This window comes from Pseudoalteromonas sp. KG3, assembly GCF_030436385.1.
In the GTDB taxonomy this organism is placed as follows: Bacteria; Pseudomonadota; Gammaproteobacteria; order Enterobacterales; family Alteromonadaceae; genus Pseudoalteromonas; species Pseudoalteromonas prydzensis.
This window is the reverse complement of the sequence record NZ_CP098523.1, coordinates 3,848,984-3,874,352: the sequence shown is the minus strand read 5'-3', so window position 1 is coordinate 3,874,352 and position 25,369 is coordinate 3,848,984. Positions and strand designations below refer to the sequence as shown.

The 25,369-nt window shown below is 40.9% G+C and carries 15 protein-coding genes, 14 tRNA genes and 1 pseudogene; 15 read left to right on the top strand and 15 right to left on the bottom strand.

The genetic code is table 11. The features are described 5' to 3' along the window. The first annotated feature begins 133 nt into the window (after positions 1-133). The 3 genes from NDQ71_RS18275 (at position 134) to NDQ71_RS18265 (ending at position 2,644) form a co-directional block, all read left to right on the top strand. Positions 134-262, top strand: a complete 129-nt coding sequence (locus NDQ71_RS18275) for a hypothetical protein (RefSeq protein ID WP_263972592.1) — start codon at positions 134-136, stop codon at positions 260-262. A gap of 74 nt (positions 263-336) precedes the next feature. Continuing rightward, positions 337-687: a hypothetical protein gene (locus tag NDQ71_RS18270; RefSeq protein WP_192532729.1), complete on the top strand. Its 351-nt coding sequence runs from the start codon at positions 337-339 to the stop codon at positions 685-687. A 169-nt stretch (positions 688-856) separates the two neighbouring features. Further along, the gene (locus tag NDQ71_RS18265) at positions 857-2,644 is read left to right on the top strand and encodes a diguanylate cyclase (protein WP_192532730.1); all 1,788 of its coding nucleotides are present in this window, start codon (positions 857-859) and stop codon (positions 2,642-2,644) included. A 179-nt stretch (positions 2,645-2,823) separates the two neighbouring features. On the opposite strand, the gene NDQ71_RS18260 is transcribed toward NDQ71_RS18265, so the two are convergent. Together NDQ71_RS18260 and NDQ71_RS18255 are read right to left on the bottom strand one after the other, a co-directional pair. Then, positions 2,824-4,113: a PAS domain-containing methyl-accepting chemotaxis protein gene (locus tag NDQ71_RS18260; RefSeq protein WP_301561978.1), complete on the bottom strand. Its 1,290-nt coding sequence runs from the start codon at positions 4,111-4,113 to the stop codon at positions 2,824-2,826. A 2-nt stretch (positions 4,114-4,115) separates the two neighbouring features. Continuing rightward, positions 4,116-5,927 (bottom strand): EAL domain-containing protein, encoded by a 1,812-nt coding sequence (locus NDQ71_RS18255; RefSeq protein ID WP_301561977.1) that lies wholly within the window; start codon positions 5,925-5,927, stop codon positions 4,116-4,118. Positions 5,928-6,007: 80 nt separating this feature from the next. Between NDQ71_RS18255 and NDQ71_RS18250 the strand changes: the two genes are divergently transcribed. Continuing rightward, positions 6,008-7,144 (top strand): ISAs1 family transposase, encoded by a 1,137-nt coding sequence (locus tag NDQ71_RS18250; RefSeq protein ID WP_024602346.1) that lies wholly within the window; start codon positions 6,008-6,010, stop codon positions 7,142-7,144. Here the strand turns inward: NDQ71_RS18250 and NDQ71_RS18245 are convergent. The 5 genes from NDQ71_RS18245 to NDQ71_RS18225 form a co-directional block, all read right to left on the bottom strand. Next, positions 7,118-8,971 carry a protoglobin domain-containing protein gene (locus NDQ71_RS18245; protein WP_301561976.1) on the bottom strand — a complete coding sequence of 618 codons (1,854 nt, stop codon included), beginning with the start codon at positions 8,969-8,971 and terminating at the stop codon, positions 7,118-7,120. The two genes, NDQ71_RS18250 and NDQ71_RS18245, sit on opposite strands and share 27 nt — an antisense overlap. A 19-nt stretch (positions 8,972-8,990) precedes the next feature. Next, positions 8,991-9,917 carry a chemotaxis protein gene (locus NDQ71_RS18240; protein ID WP_301561975.1) on the bottom strand — a complete coding sequence of 309 codons (927 nt, stop codon included), beginning with the start codon at positions 9,915-9,917 and terminating at the stop codon, positions 8,991-8,993. Beyond that, positions 9,914-11,464 (bottom strand): methyl-accepting chemotaxis protein, encoded by a 1,551-nt coding sequence (locus NDQ71_RS18235; RefSeq protein WP_301561974.1) that lies wholly within the window; start codon positions 11,462-11,464, stop codon positions 9,914-9,916. Before NDQ71_RS18235 ends, NDQ71_RS18240 begins: the two co-directional genes overlap by 4 nt. A gap of 91 nt (positions 11,465-11,555) precedes the next feature. Next, positions 11,556-12,692, bottom strand: coding sequence for an ISAs1 family transposase (locus NDQ71_RS18230; protein ID WP_024602346.1), 1,137 nt, complete (start codon positions 12,690-12,692; stop codon positions 11,556-11,558). 164 nt (positions 12,693-12,856) lie between these two features. Further along, the gene (locus tag NDQ71_RS18225) at positions 12,857-13,408 is read right to left on the bottom strand and encodes a TetR/AcrR family transcriptional regulator (RefSeq protein WP_168827633.1); all 552 of its coding nucleotides are present in this window, start codon (positions 13,406-13,408) and stop codon (positions 12,857-12,859) included. Positions 13,409-13,908: 500 nt separating this feature from the next. Here NDQ71_RS18225 and NDQ71_RS18220 point away from each other — a divergent pair. From NDQ71_RS18220 to gloA, 3 genes and pseudogenes are all read left to right on the top strand, one after another. Next, positions 13,909-14,072 (top strand): annotated as a pseudogene (locus NDQ71_RS18220) (endonuclease III); the annotation flags it as partial. Between the two features lie 110 nt (positions 14,073-14,182). Beyond that, positions 14,183-16,090, top strand: a complete 1,908-nt coding sequence (locus NDQ71_RS18215; protein WP_301561973.1) for an aminotransferase class V-fold PLP-dependent enzyme — start codon at positions 14,183-14,185, stop codon at positions 16,088-16,090. A 155-nt stretch (positions 16,091-16,245) separates the two neighbouring features. Continuing rightward, complete coding sequence (gene gloA / locus NDQ71_RS18210) at positions 16,246-16,644, top strand: lactoylglutathione lyase (protein WP_301561972.1); 399 nt, start codon at positions 16,246-16,248, stop codon at positions 16,642-16,644. 113 nt (positions 16,645-16,757) lie between these two features. On the opposite strand, the gene NDQ71_RS18205 is transcribed toward gloA, so the two are convergent. The 8 genes from NDQ71_RS18205 to NDQ71_RS18170 all read right to left on the bottom strand — a co-directional run bounded on the left by NDQ71_RS18205 (position 16,758) and on the right by NDQ71_RS18170 (position 21,540). Continuing rightward, positions 16,758-19,631, bottom strand: coding sequence for a pitrilysin family protein (locus NDQ71_RS18205; protein ID WP_301561971.1), 2,874 nt, complete (start codon positions 19,629-19,631; stop codon positions 16,758-16,760). Positions 19,632-20,077: 446 nt separating this feature from the next. Then, positions 20,078-20,153: transfer RNA gene (locus NDQ71_RS18200), tRNA-Glu, on the bottom strand. Between the two features lie 180 nt (positions 20,154-20,333). Further along, positions 20,334-20,409 (bottom strand) — tRNA-Glu (locus NDQ71_RS18195). A 209-nt stretch (positions 20,410-20,618) separates the two neighbouring features. Next, a tRNA-Glu gene (locus NDQ71_RS18190) sits at positions 20,619-20,694 on the bottom strand. Between the two features lie 91 nt (positions 20,695-20,785). Next, positions 20,786-20,861: transfer RNA gene (locus tag NDQ71_RS18185), tRNA-Glu, on the bottom strand. Between the two features lie 180 nt (positions 20,862-21,041). Then, positions 21,042-21,117: transfer RNA gene (locus tag NDQ71_RS18180), tRNA-Glu, on the bottom strand. Positions 21,118-21,350: 233 nt separating this feature from the next. Continuing rightward, positions 21,351-21,426: transfer RNA gene (locus NDQ71_RS18175), tRNA-Glu, on the bottom strand. A 38-nt stretch (positions 21,427-21,464) separates the two neighbouring features. Next, positions 21,465-21,540: transfer RNA gene (locus NDQ71_RS18170), tRNA-Ala, on the bottom strand. A gap of 799 nt (positions 21,541-22,339) precedes the next feature. Here NDQ71_RS18170 and NDQ71_RS18165 point away from each other — a divergent pair. The 8 genes from NDQ71_RS18165 to NDQ71_RS18130 all read left to right on the top strand — a co-directional run bounded on the left by NDQ71_RS18165 (position 22,340) and on the right by NDQ71_RS18130 (position 25,249). Further along, positions 22,340-22,415 (top strand) — tRNA-Val (locus NDQ71_RS18165). Between the two features lie 155 nt (positions 22,416-22,570). After that, positions 22,571-22,646 (top strand) — tRNA-Val (locus NDQ71_RS18160). A gap of 170 nt (positions 22,647-22,816) precedes the next feature. Further along, positions 22,817-22,892, top strand: a tRNA-Val gene (locus tag NDQ71_RS18155). A gap of 35 nt (positions 22,893-22,927) precedes the next feature. Beyond that, a tRNA-Val gene (locus NDQ71_RS18150) sits at positions 22,928-23,003 on the top strand. Positions 23,004-23,022: 19 nt separating this feature from the next. Further along, positions 23,023-23,098: transfer RNA gene (locus NDQ71_RS18145), tRNA-Val, on the top strand. A gap of 42 nt (positions 23,099-23,140) precedes the next feature. Further along, positions 23,141-23,216, top strand: a tRNA-Val gene (locus NDQ71_RS18140). A 19-nt stretch (positions 23,217-23,235) separates the two neighbouring features. After that, positions 23,236-23,311 (top strand) — tRNA-Val (locus tag NDQ71_RS18135). A 276-nt stretch (positions 23,312-23,587) separates the two neighbouring features. Continuing rightward, positions 23,588-25,249 carry a tetratricopeptide repeat-containing response regulator gene (locus NDQ71_RS18130; RefSeq protein WP_301561970.1) on the top strand — a complete coding sequence of 554 codons (1,662 nt, stop codon included), beginning with the start codon at positions 23,588-23,590 and terminating at the stop codon, positions 25,247-25,249. Positions 25,250-25,369: the final 120 nt, after the last annotated feature.

Below are 25,369 nucleotides of genomic sequence, written 5' to 3'. Positions count from 1 at the left end.
GTTTAATATAAATAGCGTTCCTTGCTGAGTTTGTTATGGATATCCGGTTTGTCAATGAGTCGCATTCAAACAGCAGCTATTAAGATGGCGCGATGCTGGTCCTTCACTACTATCGTTACCAAGAGTTGGTCGAGTGGGTCAGCAATATCGAATTTCTATCGTGGATATTAATAACGATGGAGAGTATGCACTTGAGCAATCTTTTTCATGTTATCAACAACTACTAGCCTGGTATGCTGCTATGCTAGATGAAATTTCTTAGGCTAGCTGCAATAGTGATCAGAGCTTAAAAACTTTGTTTTATTTCACAATGGATATTTAACCGAGGATTACCCCGTGTTGTTCGAAATCCTTATATCACTGGTATTTGCAGCAGTAATTCTTTATCTATTTCATACCTTTAATACATGGGGAACTGACCGACAGTTCTACGAGAATTTGAAATCTCAATCATACAAGTTTTTAAGTGAAGAGGCGTTAGCCCAAGCTCTGCGTGAAGCGGACAAGGTAGGATTGGGTAAGAGTTTTCGGGATTACATAGTCGGTATACTTGAGCATACCGGTGAGGAAAAAATAAGAGTTGGTCATCTACTTTGGATTTTTGATCAATTAGAGGCAGGGATTGTGTTTGCTGATTGTGGCGTGATTCCGAAATTTACCGTGCATGATAACGTTTCATATAAATAAAGTGTGCCATCAGGCTAGCGACTTATGTCTGACGCATTAGACGGACCTCTCTACACAATATTATTTCACACTCACTTTTCGACATATTCAAGCGTTTCCAGTATGATTAATCTCTGAATTTGTTTTTTTTAACCTTAATATCAAAATTACAGACAGGATTTATTAGCACATGGAATGGAAGGAACAACCTAAAGCATTCAAAATTTATTTGTATTCGATGCTAGCTATTGTTTTCTTGTTAGGTACGAGTATCGTTGTACTTGTTTTTGAACAATTACGTTATCAGAGTGCTGTTGATACGAGAGAGAAGTCTATTAAGTTGGCTGCGGAGCTTCGCCAGTCATCTAACGATTTAGCAAGGTTAGTAAGAACTTATATCATTACTGGTAACCCTCTTTATAAACATCAGTTTCAGGCTGTCGTTGAAATACGTGACGGGTTGAGAACGCGACCGAAGAATTATTCTCTTGCTTATTGGGATGTTAATGGAGCAGCCCCCGATACTTCAGAGTCGAAGCATGACGCCAGCGGTGACGGAATTTCGATTATTGAACTAATGCAAAGAGCTGGCTTTACTGAAATTGAATTACAAAATTTAAAGCTTTCTAAGGAAAAGTCAGACTTATTAGTGGCGGTAGAAAATAAAGCAATTGACCTTTTTGAAGAAAACGTACCGACAGATCCTAAAAAACGCGAAAAAGCTTTAGAAATGCTAGCAGATGATTTCTTTATCTCAACAAAGGCAGAAATCATGCGACCGATTATCGAAACTGAACAGATGGTTTTTGACAGGACACAATCCACTGTAAATATAGCAAAAAATAGGCTGATGCTAGTTATAGGAAGTCTATGTTTACTTTCGATACTTCTGATTATTTTTATTCTTAAAATTGGCGTGCAGCTTCGTAAGATAATCGGCTGTTCTATTCCTGAATTAGAAGGCCATTTACATGAGTTAGGGAAAGGGAATTTTTTAACGCCAATTATAGTTAAAGGAAATTCACGGGAAAGTGTTATCAGTTGGATAGCAAGAACTCAAAGGAAACTTGCAGAACTAAACCTTGCGCATTTCAAAGCCATAGTTGAATCTTCTGACGATGCGATTATCAGTAAGAATAGTCATGGAATTATTGCAAGTTGGAATAGAGGGGCTGAAAAGATTTTTGGCTACTCAGAGGAGGAGATAATCGGTCAATCAATGACATTGATAATTCCAAGTAAGAGGTCACACGAAGAGGCTGAAATTCTAAATAAAATTTCAAGTGGACAGAAAGTAGATCATTTTGTCACGCAACGCAAACACAAAAATGGTCAACTAATAGATTTATCAGTGAGTATTTCGCCGATATATAATTCTGAGGGGCAGATAATAGGTGCTTCCAAGATAGCGAGAGATATTAGTGCCGCTGTAGCGGCAGAGGCAGAAATTAAGCGCCTTGCATTCTATGATTCGTTAACAGGTCTTGCTAATAGAAGATTGTTGCAAGAACGATTAGGGCAACTACTACTATCAGCTAAAAGAGATAAATTTCCTATTGCATTGATGTATATAGATCTCGACGATTTCAAGTTACTAAATGATACTCAAGGTCATGAGGCAGGAGATCATTTACTTAAAGCTGTATCAAATCGATTAATAGAATCTGTTCGTGATAGCGATACGGTTTGCCGGTTTGGAGGTGACGAGTTTTTAATTATGCTCTCTGGACGCAACCAAATTTTCTCTTCTGATGCTTGGGTTAAAAAAATAGGCAAAAAAATAAGAGAACGACTAAGTTATCCTTACGATCTAGGGGCCGAATCTTATATTTGTACTTCAAGTATTGGAGCCTACATTCATAAAGGCGAAAAACTTAGTTCAGATGAGATTATTAATAAAGCTGACCAGGCTATGTATATCGCAAAAAAGAAAAAGAACGCTTTCTATTTAGTCTCTGGTAATGATGCGTATGGTTAGGTTAAAAATTTTTATTTAAACGCATTGTTTTTTAATTGTTAGATTTTTGTTTTGATGTGAGCTGTCCATTTTTCATTCATCGTTAATAGCGCTATCTGATGAAGAAGTAAAACACCTTCCAACAAATCAGGAGCGCTCTGGTAACAAATCCAATAAATAAAGGATTGTTGGTATAAAAATTAGGGTTTCAATGCTTCAACCATTGACACGAGTTCACTGATACTCACATTCACACTCTCGATAGCTTTTTCGACATGCTCGATAGATTCATGACCTTTTTTCGCGATCACATTTATTTCTTTTAAACCGGTGTCAATTTTATCAATGAGCCCCGCGTTCTCCTTTACGACCTCCGCAATGTCTGAGGTTGCGGAAGCCGTTCTGGCGGCAAGCTTTCTTACTTCGTCTGCAACAACTGCGAACCCTCTGCCGGAATCTCCGGCTCTTGCAGCTTCAATCGCCGCATTAAGTGCCAATAAATTTGTCTGATCTGCAATAGAACGTATGGTGGTTACTATTTCCTGAATATTCTTTGATTTCAGATTTAGCTCTTGACCAACTTGTGCAGTATTTTCAACCTGTGATGCGATTTGAACACTGGTATTTACGCTGTTATCCAGCTCTCGCATTGCCGTTGTTGTTAACGCTGATGTCTTTTCGGATGTTTGCGCCGCGAGGTTCATTGTATTAATGGCATTATTGACGCGCTCAGAAATATCTGACGCAAATTTTATCACTTTATAGACTTTACCTTGCCCATCAAGAATGGGGTTGTAAGTTGCTTCAAGCCAGACGCTCCTGCCAGACAGACTTCTTCTTAGAAATCGACCTGTCTGATAGTTACCGTTGGCCAAGTTGCGCCAGAAGTTTGGGTTATCACGATAAAAGTTTTCATCACAGAAAATGTTGTGGTGTTTACCCTTTATCTGTTCCAGTTTGCAATCCATAGCATTAAGAAAATTCTGGTTAGCATTGGTGATTGTGCCATCCGGGGTGAATTCAATTACAGCCTGTGAGCGGTTAAGTGCCGTAAAAACAGCATTCTGCGACGCAGATTCGTTATACTGCGCGGTGACATCAAAAGCCAATTTAACAACACGATACACCTTACCTTGTTCATCCTTAATTGGCACATAACGTGCGCCGACAAAGATAGTTTCCCTATTCTTCTTCATATATTTAAAGGTATCTCGCTGCGGTTTGTCCTCAAGGAGATTTCGCCAGAAGGTAGTATACTCGGGCCTCGATGTATAGGCAGTCTCAAACAAAATGCGGTGATGCTGGCCCAGAAGTTCCTGTTTACTGTACCCCATAAAGTCAGCAAACTTCTGACTCACTTCAAGTATTTCGCCTGAATGATTAAAAATCACCATCGCGGTAGCGTTTAACATGGCATTAAAGAGGAGTTTTTCATCAGAAACTTTTAGTGGTTCGGTTAAAGTGGGTGTTTTTTTTAGAAAGTCGAACATAATCAGTATTCTCTTTTATAGCTCAAAAGTAATTTTTCAAACTGCTCAACAGAGAGAGGTTTATCGAAGTAGTAACCTTGCCCCCAATCACAACCCAGTTCTGCCAGTAGCGTCGCAATTTCTTGAGTTTCAATTCCCTCAGCAAGAGTTTTCATGCCAAAAATCTTTGCTGTTGAAATAATGGTTTTAACAATGGCGAGGTTTTTCTCATCTTCAAGTATTGACTTGATAAAGTGCATATCAATTTTCAGCACATCCGCATTGATGTTTTTTAGATAACTTAATGAAGAATACCCCATACCAAAGTCATCAATGGCAATCGCAAAACCTTTACTTCGTATCATATTTAAAGTTGATATTGCTTTATCGGGATCACGCATAATCCCAGTTTCGGTAAGCTCAAGCTCAAAATCATTTGGCTCTAACCCCGCTTGCTCTATCAAAGATAAAAAACCATTAATTACAGACTCATCATCAAAGCTTTTCGCTGAAATATTAACCGCAAGTTTGAAGCGCAAATTTTCTTGCGAGAACACTTCTTTTTTCTGCCAACTGCGTTTCAGTTCAATAACACGTTCTAATACGAGATGCGTCAACTTATTGATTAACCCTCGCTCTTCAGCAATTGGAATAAAGTATCCTGGCGAAACTTCGCCAAGCTCTTCGTCTCTCCAGCGCACCAGAACCTCAGCACCGACTAACTTATGTGTTTTTAAACAAACTTGAGGTTGAATGACGATTCGCAGATTATCAGGATAGGAGAGTAAGGTTCTCTCAAGTTGCTTTGAGATAATTGATTTTTTCTGAATCCTTTCACCCTCTTCAATATTAAAATAGCAACTGGGTAAACCGGACTCTTTGGCCATATTAAGTGCTATATTGGCACCTCGTGTTATTGCATCAAAGGTATCCGCATCCTGAGGATATAAAGCAATTCCAGCTCTTGCATTGATACTGACTTCACCCTCTAGGGTTTCGAGCGGCTCAGCGAGAGCTTGTTGTAACCTGTTGACCATTATTGATGCCGCATCGGGATTAGATAAAACGGCTGCAAGCGCAAAAATATCAGAATTTAAACGGGCTAAGGAGTCAAACTCTCGATCTATGTCATTGACGACAGGTAAAGTCTGGCAGTCCTCGTTCTCAAAGATACAACGCACTAAAGTATCTGCACCGCGGATGGTTTTTGCTAATCTGCGACCGACCGCTTGGATGACTGCATCACCCGCTTCGTATCCCATTGTTTCGTTAATATCTTCAAGATTAACCAGGTCGATATATACAATCGCGATGGTATATTGATGTCTCTCTGCAATTTTAAGTAGGTATTTAACTCGGTCAGAGAATAAATTTTTATTAGCCAGTCCCGTTAGCTCATCAAAAAATGCCAATTGCTTGATGCGATGCTCTTTGGCTTTAATGTCACTTAAATCACGCCAAATTACCTGGATAGCGTTTTTTCCAAGGTAGATGACTGGAGTGAGCGTTACCTCTATCGGTAGATGGTGACCTTGTTTAGTGATATGAAGCCATTCAAAACGCTGGTAGCCCTCTGTTGAGGCTTTATTTAAAAGAACTTTGGCGAGCTCTTCGCTGTTGTTTTTACCCTGGCTCAATGGTGAAAATTGAATAGGCGACAAGCCAATCAGCGCTTTGCGGTCAGACAAGTCAAAAAGTTTTGCGGCTGCATCATTACAATCGGTAATCACAAAATCTGGGCTGATTATGCCCATCGCATCCTCTGATTTATGCAGCAAATTCACCAAGCGCTTTTCGTTTTCACTTTTGAGTCTTTCATAATCAAGCTGCGCCACGGCAAGATCATTATAAATTGAACTTATAGAATATGTAGTGATCAGATCAAGGCATAATAATCACCTTGGTCACGTAAAATATGAGCGCTACTTTTCTGAAACACTTTAATTCAATTACCGATCCTCGCATTGAACGCTGTAAAAAGCATGAGCTTATCGATATTCTCCTTTTAGCCATTAGTGCAGTAATCTCCGGTGCACAAGGATGGGAGGATATTGAAGACTTTGGGCATCTAAAACTTGATTGGTTAAAAAGATATGGCGCTTTCAACGCGGGTATTCCAAGACACGACACCATAGCCCGTGTCATTTGTCGGTTAAAATCAGATGAAATAGAGCATGCATTTCAATCTTGGATATCTTCACTTATTGAAACCACGGGTGCTGATATTATTGCTATGGATGGAAAAACTGCACGTCGTTCATTTACAACCAAAGATAGAAAAAGTGCTTTACATACCGTCAGTGCATGGAGCTGCCAACACCAGTTAGTTTTAGGGCAAACAGCCGTTGATAGCAAAACAAATGAAATCACAGCCATACCTGAGTTACTCACCATGCTAGATATTGAAAATAGCATCATTACACTTGATGCTATGGGCTGCCAGCAAGAAATAGCGAAACAAATAATTAAACAAAAAGCTGATTATATCCTAGCGCTCAAAGGTAACCATTCAGGTATGCAGAGTGAATTAGAAGCTTGGTGGCACAAGAGTGAGCGCGAAGGATTGACCAATAGCAACTATGATAAACATACCGAAATAAGCTCAGGGCATGGGCGCATTGAAACAAGGGTTTGTCAGCAATTGCTTATTGATAAAAGCTGGTTAGATAAAATCTACCAATGGTCTGGCTTAAAGAGTGTTATTCAAGTAACCGCTGAGGTTCACGATAAATCATCAGGTACAGACACGATAGAAACGCGTTGGTATATTAGTTCGTTAGCGTTAGGTGCGGAGCAAGCACTTAATGCGGTACGAAGCCACTGGCAGGTTGAAAGTATGCATTGGATGTTGGATATGAACTTTAGGGAAGATGAATCAAGAATCCGTAAGAAGCAAGGACCCCTTGTTTTTAACGTAATGAGAAAAATAGCCATGGCGTTATTTAAACAAGATACAACTAAAACAGCCAGTATGGCGAGAAAAAAGAAAATGGCAGGGCTAGACGATGATTATCGCTCAACCCTGTTAGAATCTGGGATTAAAATGCGCTAGCCGTGCAAGCTGCGCTGAGATGTCACGAATTATATTGACAACGACTTTTTGGTTAAACGCGGTTTGTACAATCTGCATACTAATTTCTGCAGGATAGATGTTGCCATCCCCTTTGCGATGTTGGGTAACAAAATGCAGCAGCTCCACCTCACCCATTTTGAGCGGCTTCAAAAGCCGATCGAACGATTGTGCATCGTAGCTCGGCTTAAATTCGTAGGGCTTCATAATTTGTAACATCGCCCAACTCCGCCCAAGTTGATGCTGTGCAGCGAGGTTGGCATATAAAATGTCCAACGTTTCGGCATCAAAAAATAAGACGGCATCAGCGATTTGATCAACAACGCTTTTAAAGCTGGTCAGTTCGTCCTGCCTCAAGCGCTCTTGAGTTATATCCAGTTCAACCGAAATATATCCCGAGTGTTCTCCAAGCTCATTAAACGTAGGGTTGCAACTGATGCGACTCCAAAAGGTCTCTCCACTCTTTCGATATTTAAGTAATTCAATTTCAATGGACTTTTTCTTTGCGACTGCTTTTTGTAACTCCAAAAGGTCAAAGCTGTTAGTCTGTGGCCCAGTTAATGTTGCCCACGGCGATTGACCCGCAAGCTCCTCCAAAGAATAACCAGAGATTCGTTCGAAGCCAGCATTACACCAAGTGATGTTGTAATCACAATCTAAGATCATTACTCCGTTCACAGTCTGTGTAGCAACTAATGCAAGGCGGGCGTTCTCTTCCAGTGTCAGAGCAAGTTTATTTTTAATCTCTCTTGCTTCAGACAGCGATTCCAAGGTTTCGAGGATGGGGTTCAGTTTCTCAACGTCAGATTGTTCATAGCCGTTGGCTGCGTTAGCCAGACCGACCATGCCAATCAACTTACCATTATGTTTAATTGGTAATCCAAGGAAGGAGGAGAGCTTGGGATGACCATGTGGTGTGCCACCAGCACGAGAATCATCCTGAGGATTGTTTGAGATAACAGCTTGGCCGGTTGTTAATACTTCACCCAGTAAATTGTCATGATTATGGAACTCTAAGCCATCCGCCTTACTTCTTTCATATAGCTCACGGGTTTCATGATCCCAGCTGATATTTGTCAAAACGCTGACCTTCAGATACGGTCGTAGTTGCGAGTCTTCCCGCACCTCACCAATCAAACCGAACTGACTATCTGTCAGAGCGATGAGTTCATTAAGTAAAAGGCTAAGTGCACTGTCATACGACTCATTAAGTATAAAAGCGCGCTGAATCTTAGCGATGGCATTGCTGGTACGAATTTGAAAATCGTATTTGTCAGAAATCTGCTGCCTGGACTGCTCAAGTGTCTGGTGGCTAGCGTACATGTAGGCGTCAAAGGCGAGGGTGATATCCAGTAGCGCCACTTTGTAGAGCGCAGTTAACGTTGGCTCGATACGCTCCATATCGCTATTCAATATCACACTGACGAATTTACAAACGAGATCTAAGTAAACACCGTAAGCGCCAATATACCATTGCGGCGTCAAACCAACCCTTTGGTGCGCAATGCCCACTCTAATACGATCTTGGGCGTAGTCGAATCCATAATCGCCGGCAGTTAATTTCCTAAAGTACAGTTTTTGTGTTTCTTGAAGTTTGCTCATCAGGTTAACGTCATGCAGCATCTTCGATGCATGGTCAAACTTTAAAAGATGCTGATAAAAAGCATGAATAAGCTCATTCTCATAGGCATAAAGTGGTTTATGAATGGCTTCGAGCAATTTAATTTCGGTAGTTGAAAGATTAATAAGAGCTTTACGCTCATCAAAAGAGACGGGGTTGATGTTTAATCGCTTTAATACTTCTTCCACTCTCATAGCGCACCTGTCTTTACTTCGTTAACAACCAGTGATTGATTGCTTGTAATAATTCATCGGGATGAAACTTAGCGATAAATTGGTCTGCGCCGACTTTCTTAACCATTGACTCGTTGAACACACCGCTTAGTGATGAGTGCAAAACGACGTGAATATCTTTTAAAAGTGGTTCAGATTTGATCGCAGAAGTGAGCGTATAGCCATCCATAATTGGCATCTCAATATCGGAGATAACCAAAGGTATCTTCTCGGAAAGGACGCCTTTATGCTTAACTGCCAAGTCTTGTAAAAATTGAAGCGCAGATTGGCCATCATTAACCAGTTTAGACGGGATATTTACGCTGTCTAATACGCGTTTAATCTGATTTCTGGCAACTGCTGAATCATCCGCAACCAACACTTCAATCTCAGAGGTGTTGAACCCTTTAAGCTGTTGCGCCGTTTCAGCTTCAATTTCATGGTCGTTGGGCATGATCTCCGAGAACACTTTTTCAACATCTATGACTTGAATGAGCTTGCCTTCAATCTCTGTCACTGCAGTTAGGTAATGACTTTGCCCTGCTCCTTGAGGTGAAGGTTGAATTTGACTCCAGTTCAGATTAACGATGCGATCAACTGCCGAAACCAGAAAGCCTTGGATATGGCGGTTGTATTCCGTCACAATCACAAAAGCCTGTTCGGGATAACCTATCGGCTTACCTGTCGTAGCTTCACTCAGGTCGATAACGATAACTGGATTGCCACGAAGCTGCGCAATGCCCTTTATAAAAGGGTGGGCTCCTGGCATTTCAATGAGCTCAGGTACACGAATTACTTCCCGAACCTTAAAGACGTTGATGCCAAAACGCTGATGACCATTCAGGCTAAAGAGGAGTATTTCAAAGCGATTTTGACCTGCCAGATTTGTCCTTTGGTCAATAGACTTCATTAACATATTCATTTAAAACGCACCACCAGCTCGTGTAGCTCTTCAGATATTTTCTTAAGGTGCTCTAGAGAGCTTGCTGTTTTATCAGCAGAATTGGCGCTTTCATCGGCCAATGTTGAAATACTTACAACCTGGCGATTGATATCTTCAGCCACATGAGCTTGCTCCTCTACAGCTGCTGCCATCTGTGTCGTCATTTCGGATATATGCCCGACTGAGGCAACGATTCCTTGCAGCATATCTCCACTCTCAATGACTTTTGACAGCCCCTCGTCAGCGTCAGAAGCACCTGATTCAGCTACTTTAACGGCCTCGCTGGATTTTAGTGAGAGAGCTCTGACAATCTCGTATATTTCTTTCGTAGAATCTTGGGTACGTTTTGCAAGATTACGCACCTCTTCAGCAACCACGGCAAAACCTCGGCCTTGCTCGCCGGCACGCGCTGCCTCGATAGCAGCATTTAGCGCAAGTAAGTTGGTCTGTTCAGCAATCTGTTCAATTATTTGAGCTGCTTGGGCAATTTTCGTCGTTTGTAGCTCTACATCAACAACGGATTTCGAAATGGTCTGGACAGTTGCTCTAAGTTTTTCAATAGAGGCGCTTGTTGTTTTGAAGAGTCCTCCACCGGTTTCGGCCAGATTAAATGCTTTATCAGCTTGTGAAGCGGTATTGGAAACATGATACGATACCTCTGAAATAGTTGTCGTCATCTCATTCATCGCTGTAGCAACCTGAATCGTTTCAGATTGCTGGTGATCAATAACCTGCTTAGATTGTTTAACCAAGTCAAATGAGGAAAGTGTTTCGCGCGATACTCTTTTCGCGGCATCATCAATGCGGTTGATAATAGTTGTCAGATGAGCTTGCTGGCTCAATACAGAGACTTCTAATGCGCCAGTAAGTCCGGACTTATTGGTGTAGGTGAGAACTGCGAGTTCATGCGAGAAAGAACGGCTTAGTAATTTCTTTAAGTCAGACGCTCTGGCGTGGTCTTTCACATTGACCCAAATTGCATAGATCGCAATGACGGCGAGCAACAAACTCTCTGATAACTCTTTGTAACCAAGAAAGAATGTCGCAAGCGCGATAGCGACAGACACCATTAAAAAAATGTTAGGCAGCGATATAGGTAACGGTTTAGGTAAATTACTTCCCGAACTCAAGCGGCGGTATACTCTGTCTGCTCTTTGTACATCTTCTGCTCTTGGGCTTGAACGAACAGATTCGTACCCAATAACTTGTCCATTAGCGGTCACGGGTGTTACATAAGCGTCTACCCAGTAAAAGTCACCGTTCTTACAACGGTTCTTAACCAACCCCATCCATGCTTTACCCTCTTTTAGATGTGACCACATTACTTTGAAAGCCATCGCTGGCATATCGGGGTGTCGAACAATATTATGTGGCTGGCCAATTAACTCCGACCTGGAAAATCCGCTTACCTCAACGAAAGCGTCATTACAATCAACAATATTGCCGTTTTTATCCGTAACTGAAATTAGCTTCACAGACGATGGGAAAGTTTTTTCGTTAGATGTAACAGGGAGGTTTTTGCGCATAGATAGCATCCGTGTGCATATTTAGCTTATTAAATATACTCACCTTACATCATGTAGGTGGATTAACCTAGATCTATTAGTAAATACACGGCTAGCGCATTTTAATCCCAGATTCTAACAGGGTTGAGCGATAATCATCGTCTAGCCCTGCCATTTTCTTTTTTCTCGCCATACTGGCTGTTTTAGTTGTATCTTGTTTAAATAACGCCATGGCTATTTTTCTCATTACGTTAAAAACAAGGGGTCCTTGCTTCTTACGGATTCTTGATTCATCTTCCCTAAAGTTCATATCCAACATCCAATGCATACTTTCAACCTGCCAGTGGCTTCGTACCGCATTAAGTGCTTGCTCCGCACCTAACGCTAACGAACTAATATACCAACGCGTTTCTATCGTGTCTGTACCTGATGATTTATCGTGAACCTCAGCGGTTACTTGAATAACACTCTTTAAGCCAGACCATTGGTAGATTTTATCTAACCAGCTTTTATCAATAAGCAATTGCTGACAAACCCTTGTTTCAATGCGCCCATGCCCTGAGCTTATTTCGGTATGTTTATCATAGTTGCTATTGGTCAATCCTTCGCGCTCACTCTTGTGCCACCAAGCTTCTAATTCACTCTGCATACCTGAATGGTTACCTTTGAGCGCTAGGATATAATCAGCTTTTTGTTTAATTATTTGTTTCGCTATTTCTTGCTGGCAGCCCATAGCATCAAGTGTAATGATGCTATTTTCAATATCTAGCATGGTGAGTAACTCAGGTATGGCTGTGATTTCATTTGTTTTGCTATCAACGGCTGTTTGCCCTAAAACTAACTGGTGTTGGCAGCTCCATGCACTGACGGTATGTAAAGCACTTTTTCTATCTTTGGTTGTAAATGAACGACGTGCAGTTTTTCCATCCATAGCAATAATATCAGCACCCGTGGTTTCAATAAGTGAAGATATCCAAGATTGAAATGCATGCTCTATTTCATCTGATTTTAACCGACAAATGACACGGGCTATGGTGTCGTGTCTTGGAATACCCGCGTTGAAAGCGCCATATCTTTTTAACCAATCAAGTTTTAGATGCCCAAAGTCTTCAATATCCTCCCATCCTTGTGCACCGGAGATTACTGCACTAATGGCTAAAAGGAGAATATCGATAAGCTCATGCTTTTTACAGCGTTCAATGCGAGGATCGGTAATTGAATTAAAGTGTTTCAGAAAAGTAGCGCTCATATTTTACGTGACCAAGGTGATTATTATGCCTTGATCTGATCACTACATATTCTATAAGTTCAATTTATAATGATCTTGCCGTGATTTATGTGCACCGAATTTGTGCAAACTGATTGCGCTATCCTCATTTACTGTGCTAGGCGGGGTGTATTTAAAAGTTTACATTACCGATTGAGCTTCTGATTTATCAACTTGGCATTTGCTACGAGTTCATTGATGTCAAATGTTGTACGACCTAACCCCATCAGTGGTATGAGTCCAACGACCATCGATGATAGCAAGATAATGTGATTGATTTTGTCTGTTTGAGTCTGCTCTACACCAGCATCATTAATTTGCTTAAATATTATCGTTCTGTAGTATTCTGCCAGTTTTTGCGCAATTTCTGGAGAGTTAATTGCCTGTTTCCAGATAAACACCATTATGTTAGCAACTTCTCGCTGAGATGTCCGTCGCATAAAGTGCTCTAGTGCATCATCCGAAACCAAGGTGTTTTTGGTATCAAAGTTTTTGTAAAACGATTCAGGAAGCAGTATCGTGTGTCTTTCGAGAAGTCTATCAATAATTGCCTCAACTAAAGCCTGCTTAGTTGGGTAGTGATAGGTCAAGTTTCCTTGAGAAATCCCCATGTACTTAGCGACCTGAGTTACGGAAAATTTGTCTATTTCACCTGACTCGATGAGAGTAATAGCGGATTCAACGATCTTTGCTTTCATTAAGCAGAGTCCCTTTTGATTAAAGCGAGATTATCCTCAAAGTTCCTTCAGGGGGCATCTTAACTCAGCTCATAAAAGATGACTTTGATCTCAAATAACTAAAATGAAATCTTGGATTATGAGAGATAAAATTACTCGCTGAATATCATAGCTTGGCGCGTGGGTGTCTGCTTGTTTTTTTAAACATTTTTAGACGGGAGAACTAATTTGAATTTTAATGTTACTTAGTTAACCCTTAAAGATTACGAGTTTGAGCTCGCCGTATCCCTACAAAACTCAAAGCAGACATTGATGAGTTTTAAAGTCTAAAGCAATATCTCCGCTTATCGCTCAAAGCCGACCTATAGAGTAATTACGTTAACACGTTTTGGGGCAAAAATGAGTTAGAGCCGATCTTGACTTCACACATTAAAAATCTTCAATGTCTGCTCATGGAACAAACCAGCCTTGTGCAATTAGACATATTTTATATCTACCTTTATTACCCTCCGGCTAGCCCTGTACGAGTAGACACCCACATCGACCGCGTATCAAATCGAACCAAATTTGCGATGGGTAAAAATGTAGTTGAGGTGAACAAAAGCTTGAAAAAGTGATCACAAAAGAATTTAAAGTTGATGTGCACCACTGCCTCATACTCCATGGGCTTTACACCTGCGTGGCGTGTTAGTGAAACTGCCCAATTAATGAAACATTTTCAAAGTATTAATTTCACAAGTGTCAATCCTTTGGTTATGCTGTTGAGCATTATGAAATTTTATTGCGGGAATTCCTATGTTACCTTTACTTCGCATCTTGTTAATTGAGCAAGACCCAATCACCTTGCAAGAGCTTTCAACGAATCTCTCAAAAACCATTGCTAATTTTGAGCGAGATGATATTCATATCGATATTATTGAGCGTCTCGAGCTGAAGCAAGCGTTAGCATGTGTTGAGGAAGATGGTGATATTCAAGCCGTAGTACTCAGTTGGGATGTACACAACAAGGGCGAACGCACTTATAGTCGCTTTATCGAGCAGTTAAAGGGGATCCGCCTTGAGTTGCCCGTTTATGTTATTGGCGACGACACGAAAGGATTGGAGATAGTCAACGAGTCGGAGGAGATTGAGTCGTTCTTCTTTAAAGATGAGGTGATTTCTGATCCTGAAGCAATTTTAGGGTATATGATCAACGACTTTGATGACCGATCAGAAACCCCATTCTGGACCGCGTATCGCCGTTATGTCGGCGAAGCGAACGATTCATGGCATACACCCGGTCACAGCGGCGGTTCTAGCTTTAGAAACTCCCCTTATATCAAAGATTTTTATCAGTTTTATGGCCGCAATGTGTTCGTTGGCGATCTGTCGGTTTCAGTCGATTCGTTAGGTTCATTATCAGACAGCACCAATACCATTGGCCGTGCGCAAGAGTCAGCAGCGGCGACGTTTGAGGTTAAGCATACTTACTTTGTTACCAACGGATCGTCCACCTCAAATAAAATCATCTTACAGACGCTGCTGCGCAAGGGCGATAAAGTGATTATCGACCGCAATTGTCATAAGTCTGTGCACTATGGCATTTTGCAATCAGCCAGTTTCCCTATTTATTTGTCGAGTATTTTAAATCCAAAATATGGCATCTTTGCACCGCCGTCGTTGGCCGACATCAAGCAGGCAATTGAACAAAATACCGATGCTAAATTACTGGTGCTCACCGGTTGTACTTACGATGGCCTGCTGAGCGATTTGAAACAAGTGGTCGAGTTTGCCCATCAACATGGTATTAAAGTGTTTATCGACGAAGCCTGGTTTGCTTACTCCCTTTTTCACCCCAGCCTACGCTATTATTCCGCTATTCATGCGGGCGCTGACTATGTTACCCATTCAGCGCATAAAGTGGTATCAGCGTTTTCTCAGGCGTCTTATATTCATGTGAACGATCCCGATTTCGATGCCGATTTCTTTCGCGAGATTTACAGTATTTACGCCAGCACATCACCAAAGTATCAGCTTATTGCGTCACTTGACGTGTGCCAAAAGCAATTAGAGATGGAAGGCTATAAATTACTCAATGCCTTGCTAAACCATGTGGATGAATTTAAACAACAGATGGCCTCACTCAAGCATATCAAAGTGCTTGGTAAGCAAGACTTTATGGAAATATTTCCGCATTTTAGTGGCGATAACATGGGCCACGATCCACTGAAGATCCTTATCGATATTAGCGAGTTACCGTATTCATTAAAGGATATTCATAAATTCCTACTGGATGAAATTGGCTTAGAAATAGAGAAGTACACTCACAGCACCATCTTGGTTTTACTAACCCTTGGCGGTACGCGCTCAAAAATAATTCGTCTGTACAATGCGCTCAAAAAACTCGACAGCGGTAAGGTAAAGCTATCAAAATCGACGCGGCGATCTCGCTTGCCGGAAAACTTGCCTGCCATAGACTTAGCGTGTATTCCAAGCGACGCTTTTTATGGCGAGCGCGAATCTGTGCCTATCGGCAAAAGCAACAACCGCATTTGTGCCGGTTTAGTCACGCCCTATCCACCGGGCATTCCACTGTTAGTGCCGGGCCAGCATATCACTGAAGAACATATTGAATATCTGAAAGAATTGGCGGGACAAGGCTTGACGATTCAAGGAAGTTTCGATGGTGAGATCTATGTTCTTAAGGGTAAGGTAAACAAGTAAATATATCCTTTAATACTGTCTTATAAATACTAATGGCAATGATACTGTGATGCTCAACGAAATAATTTATAATCGGATCATTGATATTTTAACAGCACAGCAATAGTTACATGCACTGCTGTTAAAAATTTATGTGAATTTACAAGGGGATTTAAATGCGTTTACTACACACCATGTTACGGGTTGCTGATTTAGAAAAATCTATTGCGTTCTACACTCAAATACTCGGCATGAAAGAGTTACGTCGCGCGGACAACGAAGAATACCGTTACACACTCGCCTTTGTAGGCTACGGTGATGAAAAAGACAGCACTGTATTAGAGCTGACTTATAACTGGGACACTGACAGCTACGATTTAGGCAATGCTTATGGTCATATTGCGATTGAATTTGATGATATTTATAAAGCATGCGCTGATATCAAAGCAGCTGGCGGTAATGTTAGCCGTGAGCCAGGCCCTGTAAAAGGCGGCACCACAGAAATCGCGTTTGTAAAAGACCCTGATGGCTATGCTATTGAGTTAATACAGAAAAAAGACAATCACCAATTTTAAGTGGTAAAATCAGATTAAGAAATAAAAAAGGTGCTTGGTGCACCTTTTTTGATTATTTCGTGATTACAGTAACTGAAATACGGCCACGAAGAAGACCGCAACATCAGTACTTATTAAAGCTTATAATCAAGTACTTTCATACCAAGCTTTTCAAGCTCAGGTTTAAGTGATTTAGCATCACCGACTACAACATACACCATTTCTTTAGTATTGAGATGTTTTGCGGCCAAAGCATTTATTTCTGATTTACTAATTGTACTGACGATTTTATTACGATCTTTGACAAAACTAGGCTGTAAATCATGCTCGAGTATTTGTGCTAAAAAGCCTAATTTGGCATTGGGTGTTTCATACTTCAAGGCATCTTTTTGGTTGATAGCTTGGCGCATAAAGTGAAGCTCTTCATCACTGATACCATTTTGCGCATAATTATTTAACTCATTGGTAAATTCAACAATAGACGCGGCAGTTGAATCTGCCCGTACAGCCGCTGATGCGGTAAACCCACCAGAAGTTGAATCACCCCAAAAATTAGTGCGTGCGCCGTAAGTATAGCCTTTATCTTCGCGAAGGTTTAAGTTGATGCGACTGTTGAAATTACCGCCTAATGCAAAATTCATTAGGTTTGACTTAAAGAACTCTCCGGTAATATCTTCAATCATATCGCGCTTACCAATGCGGATTTCTGATTGTGGTGCACCTGGCTTATCGACAAGGTAAATAACATTACCCGCAATATTTGGCTCAGCAAAAGTCGCTGTAGGAGCTGGCGCTTTACCTTGCCAATTATCAAGTGTAGCGGTTACTTTTGTTTGCAGTGCTTGCTGAGCTAAATCAGAAACCACAATCACTTCACTGCCTTGCGGTTTAAAGTTAGCGTTATAAAAACCTTTCACATCATCTAGGCTAATCGCTTCGATACTCTCGAGTGTGCCGCCATTAGGCAATGCGGCAATGCTATCGCCATACAATAACTTACTGTAAGCATTGCTCGCCAAATAACCCGCATCTTTAAGCGCGTGCTGAATGTTTTGCATACTTTGCTGCTTATTACGATTAAAATCTTCTTCGCTGAAAGCTGGGTTAAAGAGTTTTTCTTTAAGCAACGCAAGTGTCGCATCAAGGTTTTTAGTTAAGCTTGAAACAAATATATTAGTATGAGTGCTGTTTGCCGATATACGAATAGTGCTTCCTAACTTCTCAAGTGCCCCACTCATTTGTTCAGTGGTGTAGTTTTGTGTTGACTCACTCAATAGTGCTGCTGTTACTGTTGCCAACCCTACTTTTTCAGCTTGCTCACTGTATTGTCCACCGGGTACTTTAATTAATAATGAGGTAGTTGGTGTCTCTGTACTTTGAGTGCCTAACACTGCAATACCATTTGCTGTTGTTGCGTGCCATAATTTTGGTACCTCTACAGCAGGGTTAACACCAGCTGTAGGCTGTTTACTACGGTCAAAGGTATCAACTGCTTTACGGGCAACTAAATCATCGGCACTGGTTGTTGAAGGGCCACCAAAGTCATGTGAAATAGGTGTGAAGTTATCTTCTGCCGCAATAAGTTGACGTTGTCCCTCAGGCACAACACTCATGATCACTGCCGCTTTACCTTTTACATATTGATTAAATACACGCATTACATCAGCTTTAGTCACTGCGTTATAGCGTGCAAGATCATCCTGAATAAAATTTGGGTTACCAGTGAAGGTTTCAAATGCAGCTAACTGAGATACTTTACCTGCGACACTTTGTAAGCCAAAAATAGCGCCGGATTCGATTTTAGCTTTCACTTTATCTAAATCATCTTGAGTTACGCCACGTTGCACAAACTCAGTAAATGAATCTCGAACAATTTTTTCAATATCAGCCAAAGTTTTACCTGAGGCAGGATTTGGTAAGGCATAAATACTTAATGAACACGCCAGCTCACGACACGGATGGCTAACACCCGCTTGAACTGCAAGCTGTGTTTTAACCAAGTTTTTATAAAGTAATGAGTTATTGCCACCGCCAATGATCTCAGCAAGAATATCAAGTGGTGCTTCATCTGCGGCACGAGCATAAGTGGTAGGGAAATTCATACTTAACAATGGTAAATGAACTTTATCTTCCATTGAAATATAACGATCGGCATCAAGAGTCACAGCAACTTTTTCGGCGTTAGTAACTTCAGGCCCACGCGGAATTGGGGCAAAATATTTACTTACTAACGGTAACACCTCATCCGCGCTGACATCACCACCAATGGTGATCGTTGCATTATTTGGACCGTACCAACGTAAAAAGAATGCTTTTAAATCATTTACGTTAACTCGATTTAAGTCGTCCATAAAACCAATTACAGGCCAAGAATATGGGTGACCATCTGGGTATAATGCTTGTGAAACTCGTTCATTTACACGACCATAAGGACGGTTGTCAACACGCTGGCCTCGTTCATTTTTAACTGTTTCGCGTTGTACTTCAAACTTCTCTTGGGTTACTGCGTCTAATAAAAAGCCCATACGATCAGCTTCTAACCACAACATTTTTTCTAGTTGGTTTACAGGCACAGTTTCGAAGTAGTTAGTACGGTCTGAATTAGTGGTACCGTTGAGTGTACCGCCCGCCTCAGTAATAATTTTAAAGTGCTCTTCATCCGCAACGTTTTCAGAACCCTGAAACATCATATGTTCAAAAAAGTGGGCAAAACCTGATTTACCTAACTCTTCTCGCGCAGAGCCTACGTGATATGTCACGTCTACATGTACTAACGGATCTGAATGATCTTCGTGCACAATAACAGTAAGGCCGTTCTCTAATTGATATTTTTTATAGGGGATACTGATCTCAGCAGCATTCGCCGCAACTGATTCAATTAAGGTAATGCCCGGGTAGGCAGATTGGACTGCGCTCGCTGCTTCGTTGGTATTATTTACTGAGCTATTACTACAGCCAGCCAAACCCGTTGTCAGTAGTACCGCAACGGCAATTTTTGTTAATTTCATTTTATCATCCATTTTTTAATAACCCAGCGAGTTTATGGTTTTATTAAAAGTGGAACAAGCGCAGCTAAACAAACAATTGCAGCAATTTGTAACTAAGTGTGAATGAGCGGTCAGCGGTCAGCGGTCAGCGGTCAGCGGTCAGCGGTCAGCGGTCAGCGGTCAGCGGTCAGCGGTCAGAAAAATATAACTTAATTTGGCCTACAGTAAATATTTTGATGAGGTTATTTTATAAATAATGAAGATAACTATGAAATGTTATTTATCACTGTTAATTTTTAAGAGTTGGCACTCCTGATAACATGTGAATAGAAAGTCCGGCATTACACCGCTTTATGCGTTACTTAAAATAAATATGTTTCGTTACCAAGAGATTAGTACTCTTGTTAACGTCGTGCATAGAGAGTGCGGTGTCACACTGCTTTATACATTACTTAAAATAATGTAAGTGGCGTCCCCAAGGGGATTCGAACCCCTGTTACCGCCGTGAAAGGGCGGTGTCCTAGGCCTCTAGACGATGGGGACACAGAAATGTGTCACTAGGACGACTGAATGGTTAGACTCGTTTCAGACGAGCTTCTTAATAACACTGCACTTGCCTATAAAAATAAGTAAGTGGCGTCCCCAAGAGATTAGTACTCTTGTTAACGTCGTGCATAGAGAGTGCGGTGTCACACTGCTTTATACATTACTTAAAATAATTAGTGGCGTCCCCAAGGGGATTCGAACCCCTGTTACCGCCGTGAAAGGGCGGTGTCCTAGGCCTCTAGACGATGGGGACGCAGAAATTGCTTTGCAAATCACTGACTTGCATTTTCTGTGTCACTAGGACAACTGAATAGTTAAACTCGATTCAGACGAGCTTTTTAATAACACTTCACTAACTATGAAAATAGTAAGTGGCGTCCCCAAGAGATTAGTACTCTTGTTAACGTCGTGCATAGAGAGTGCGGTGTCACACTGCTTTATACATTACTTAAAATAAGTAAGTGGCGTCCCCAAGGGGATTCGAACCCCTGTTACCGCCGTGAAAGGGCGGTGTCCTAGGCCTCTAGACGATGGGGACACATAAATGTGTCACTAGGACAACTGAATGGTTAGACTCGTTTCAGACGAGCTTTTTAATAACACTGCACTTCCCTATTAAAATAAGTAAGTGGCGTCCCCAAGGGGATTCGAACCCCTGTTACCGCCGTGAAAGGGCGGTGTCCTAGGCCTCTAGACGATGGGGACACAGAAATGTGTCACTAGGACAACTGAATAGTTAAACTCGATTCAGACGAGCTTCTTAATAACACTGCACTTGCCTATAAAAATAAGTAAGTGGCGTCCCCAAGAGATTAGTACTCTTGTTAACGTCGTGCATAGAGAGTGCGGTGTCACACTGCTTTATACATTACTTAAAATAATTAGTGGCGTCCCCAAGGGGATTCGAACCCCTGTTACCGCCGTGAAAGGGCGGTGTCCTAGGCCTCTAGACGATGGGGACGCAGAAATTGCTTTGCAAATCACTGATTTGCTATTTCTGCGTAAGATGAGCCGAGCCTGCGAGGCGAATGGCATTATCTTCTCAGAAACATTTTCTGTGTCACTAGGACAATTGATTAGTTAAACTCACATCCTGAGCTGTATAAGGTAATTGCGATATATACAAATTAAGACTCGAGCTTAATTTGTTCGCTATTTTCTCGGTTAACCCGCCTTTAACTAATAAAAGTTAAGTGGCGTCCCCAAGGGGATTCGAACCCCTGTTACCGCCGTGAAAGGGCGGTGTCCTAGGCCTCTAGACGATGGGGACACAGAAAACTGTTACCCTAGGACAAACACTTTATAAATTGGTGGAGCTATGCGGGATCGAACCGCAGACCTCTTCACTGCCAGCGAAGCGCTCTCCCAGCTGAGCTATAGCCCCAATTTATTTTGCTAAACACTGCGCAGTTAAACCGTGCTGTGTATCGCTGAGTGCGGGGCGCATTCTATGCAGCCACCAAAATAATGTCAACATTTTTTTCAGTAACTTTATTCAAATGGTTTAATTTTCAGCAAACTGAATAACGAATAAACTGCACTGTTCAAAATGCACGCAAAGCTACTGTTTCGAAACAAAATTTGAAACTTAAACACCAACAAACAAAGTTACCTTGATTGTTTAGGGTGCGCTAATTAGCAAAGTAATATGTTATACATTTATATGCAAAATAAAGTCACTGTGTTTTTGTTCTTTTTTGGCCATCAGTGTCAGCCAATTATTCATAAGTATGAAAACCAGAGTCAATCTATAGTGAGCTTCCCTACCCTGAGTAATTTTTACTTACTATTAAAATATTTTCTCTTTCTACATGATTGGCTAAGCAAAACTGCCAAATTGTGTTCGGTTGCTATTCGTCACTTTATGCCTCTAAAAGTATAGGTAGATCCAGATTAAGCCAAAATAAAGTAAAATCCCAAAGCAAGTAGGTATGCAAACTTACTAATCAATAGTATTGGTAGTTAGCCGTAAACTATTACACGGATAAACTTAAATAAGTACCAAAGTGATTTCACTTATGTAGTAAAGACAGCGAATTGGCTATAAAACAATCTCAATAAAGGTTCATTGATTATAAAAGCTGCATCTAAAACATTTTTACTCATTCAAGTGTTGACACATTTACAACTCTATCTATAATAGCGCCCCACAACAACGCAGCAATGTGATGTTGTTCAGATGTGGGTGATTAGCTCAGTTGGGAGAGCATCGCCCTTACAAGGCGAGGGTCACTGGTTCAAGTCCAGTATCACCCACCACTTTATTTTAAAGTGCTTCACATCTGATATTCTATATGGGTCGTTAGCTCATTTAGAAAAAGAGAGTATCCCCGCTACTTACAAGTAACGGCGAGGTTCACTGGTTAAAGTCCAGTACTATTTATATTTTAATAGTCGAGTTTTAATTTATATGTGGGTGATTAGCTCAGTTGGGAGAGCATCGCCCTTACAAGGCGAGGGTCACTGGTTCAAGTCCAGTATCACCCACCACATATAAAACCTGTTATTATATTAATAGTCACGTTTTAAATTTGTAATATGGGTCACAAGCTCAGTTACAAGAAAAGAGAGCATCACCGCTATTTACAAGTAACGGCGAAGTTCACTGGTTAAAGTCCAGTACTATTTATTTTAATAGTAGCAGCTTAATATTGTAATATGGGTCGTTAGCTCAGTTGGGAGAGCATCGCCCTTACAAGGCGAGGGTCACTGGTTCAAGTCCAGTACGACCCACCATTCCTAGAATGGTGCATATTACAAAGTATCTAAATGGGTGATTAGCTCAGTTGGGAGAGCATCGCCCTTACAAGGCGAGGGTCACTGGTTCAAGTCCAGTATCACCCACCATTTAGATATAAAACTTTACGGGTCGTTAGCTCAGTTGGGAGAGCATCGCCCTTACAAGGCGAGGGTCACTGGTTCAAGTCCAGTACGACCCACCATTTATAAAATGGTTATCGTAAAGTTTAGTAATTGATTATTTGGGGTCGTTAGCTCAGTTGGGAGAGCATCGCCCTTACAAGGCGAGGGTCACTGGTTCAAGTCCAGTACGACCCACCATTTAATCAAAATTATATGTGGGTGATTAGCTCAGTTGGGAGAGCATCGCCCTTACAAGGCGAGGGTCACTGGTTCAAGTCCAGTATCACCCACCACATATAAAACCTCACGTTATATTCTTTAATCAATAATTAGCTCAGCTGATAAAGAAAGAGCATCGCCACCCTTCACAAATAGATGATCTATTTAAGTTTGAAAAGCATCAACCTAGGGGCTCCTATCCCTATAAAAATCCTCAAGCATAATTAGGCTGCTTGAAAATTTATAACTGATTAAATAAACGCAGTCTGCAGTATTAAATTTTAAATTCCCTTGTCAGCGACTAGACTGTTTATTATAGTCACTGATACGTTCACGTGGTCACAAGTCTAATGCCAGCAAAGATTTTTTCTAATGCCAAAATATTAATAGTTGAAGAGCAACCACTTGCTCAAAGCTATATGAAACAATCGCTCGAAAAATTAGGCTTTCGGCAGTTACGCTTCGCTGAGCATGCAAATTCAGCTAAAGAGCAGTGCACCACTGAGCAATTTGATCTCATTGTGTGCTCTTTTAATCTGAGTAAAAATCAAGATGGCTATCAGCTGTATGAAGAGTTGCGGGTTAAACGTTTAATAAAAAACTCCACAGGCTTCATTTTTATTTCTGCTGAAACTAGCGGCTCCCTTGTGCACAGTGTTTTAGAGCTGCAACCTGATGATTTTTTAGTAAAGCCTTTTACCATCTATGATCTTAAAACGCGTATAGAACGAATTTTACTGCGTAAAAATAACTTACAAACAATATACAACTACATTGACGATGGTAATGATTCTAAAGCATTAAAGGAGATAAACACGGCACTTGATCAAAAAGGCAATGCTTACAGTGCGATACTCTTACGTTTGAAAGGCGATGCCCTACTTCGCTTAAAACGTGCAGATGTAGCAAAAGCCTTTTTTAAATCCGTGTTAGACATTCAAAAATTCGCTTGGGCCAAGGTAGGATTAGTAGAAGCATTAATTGCAAACAATGAGCATATTCTTGCACAAAGAATGCTTAAAACAATGTTGCAGCGCCATGAAACACGATTAGTTGCACTGGATTTACTTGGTAAGTTAGAAATAAAATTAAACCAGTTCGAGCTAGCACAAGACTTTTTAAGCCAAGCAGTTGATATTGCACCACGTAATATCGAACGTCAAAAATCACTGAGTCATGTTTCACTGATCAATCACGATTATGAAAAAAACTACCTAACCCAAAAAGACATCGCTAATTTTGCCAAGCACTCAATTCACGATCACCCTGATGTTTATTTAAATGCAGCACGGGCGGGAATTGACTTTGCCTTAACAACAGATCAAAGCGACCAAATTCAACGTATTTCAAGACAAACCAATAAATATTTAACTGATTTAAAAAGCCAGTTCCCCAATAGTCATAATCAAGCGCAAATTGATGTGCTCAATGCCCGCCTGCATTATCTAAAAGACGAGCACCAAAAAGCAAAAATGTTGATAGAGCAACTTGATGATGACGATAATCATATTCGCTCGGTGGATGGCGCGCTTGATAAAGCAAAAGCATTTCATGAGTTGGGCTTTCACCATAAAGCACAATCACTGTTCAACCAAATTATCAGCCATTGTGAGCGTCATCCTACAGTGAGTGATCCGGTTTATTTACGATATATTCAGCAGCAGCAAAGCGAGCGCCGCGATATAAAAATGGGCCCGAAAGAGCTCAACAACCATGCTGTGACTCAGTTTAATCGTGGGCAATTAAATACCGCTTTAGAAGCTTTCACTCAAGCATTTAGGATCATGCCTCGCAACTCCAGCATTGCTTTAAATTTGTTGCAGTGTTTATTTGATAATACTAAACAAAATGGTCAATCATTAAATACAATGATGGCAAAGAAATGTTATGCGTTACTAAATACAACGGCGCTGGATAATGAGCAACAACAACGCTTTAATAAAATAGTTCTACAAGCGACAGCGATGGGGATAACACTTGCGAATTTAGAAGAGCCTGGCAAAACTAAATAAACTATTTAAATAGCTGTTGTTTAGGCAGCATGAAAAACCATCAATTCATAACTAACAATTTAGCTAACCACTGTGAGTTTTACTGGATTAGTAAATTAAATCCAGTAAAACGTTGATAAG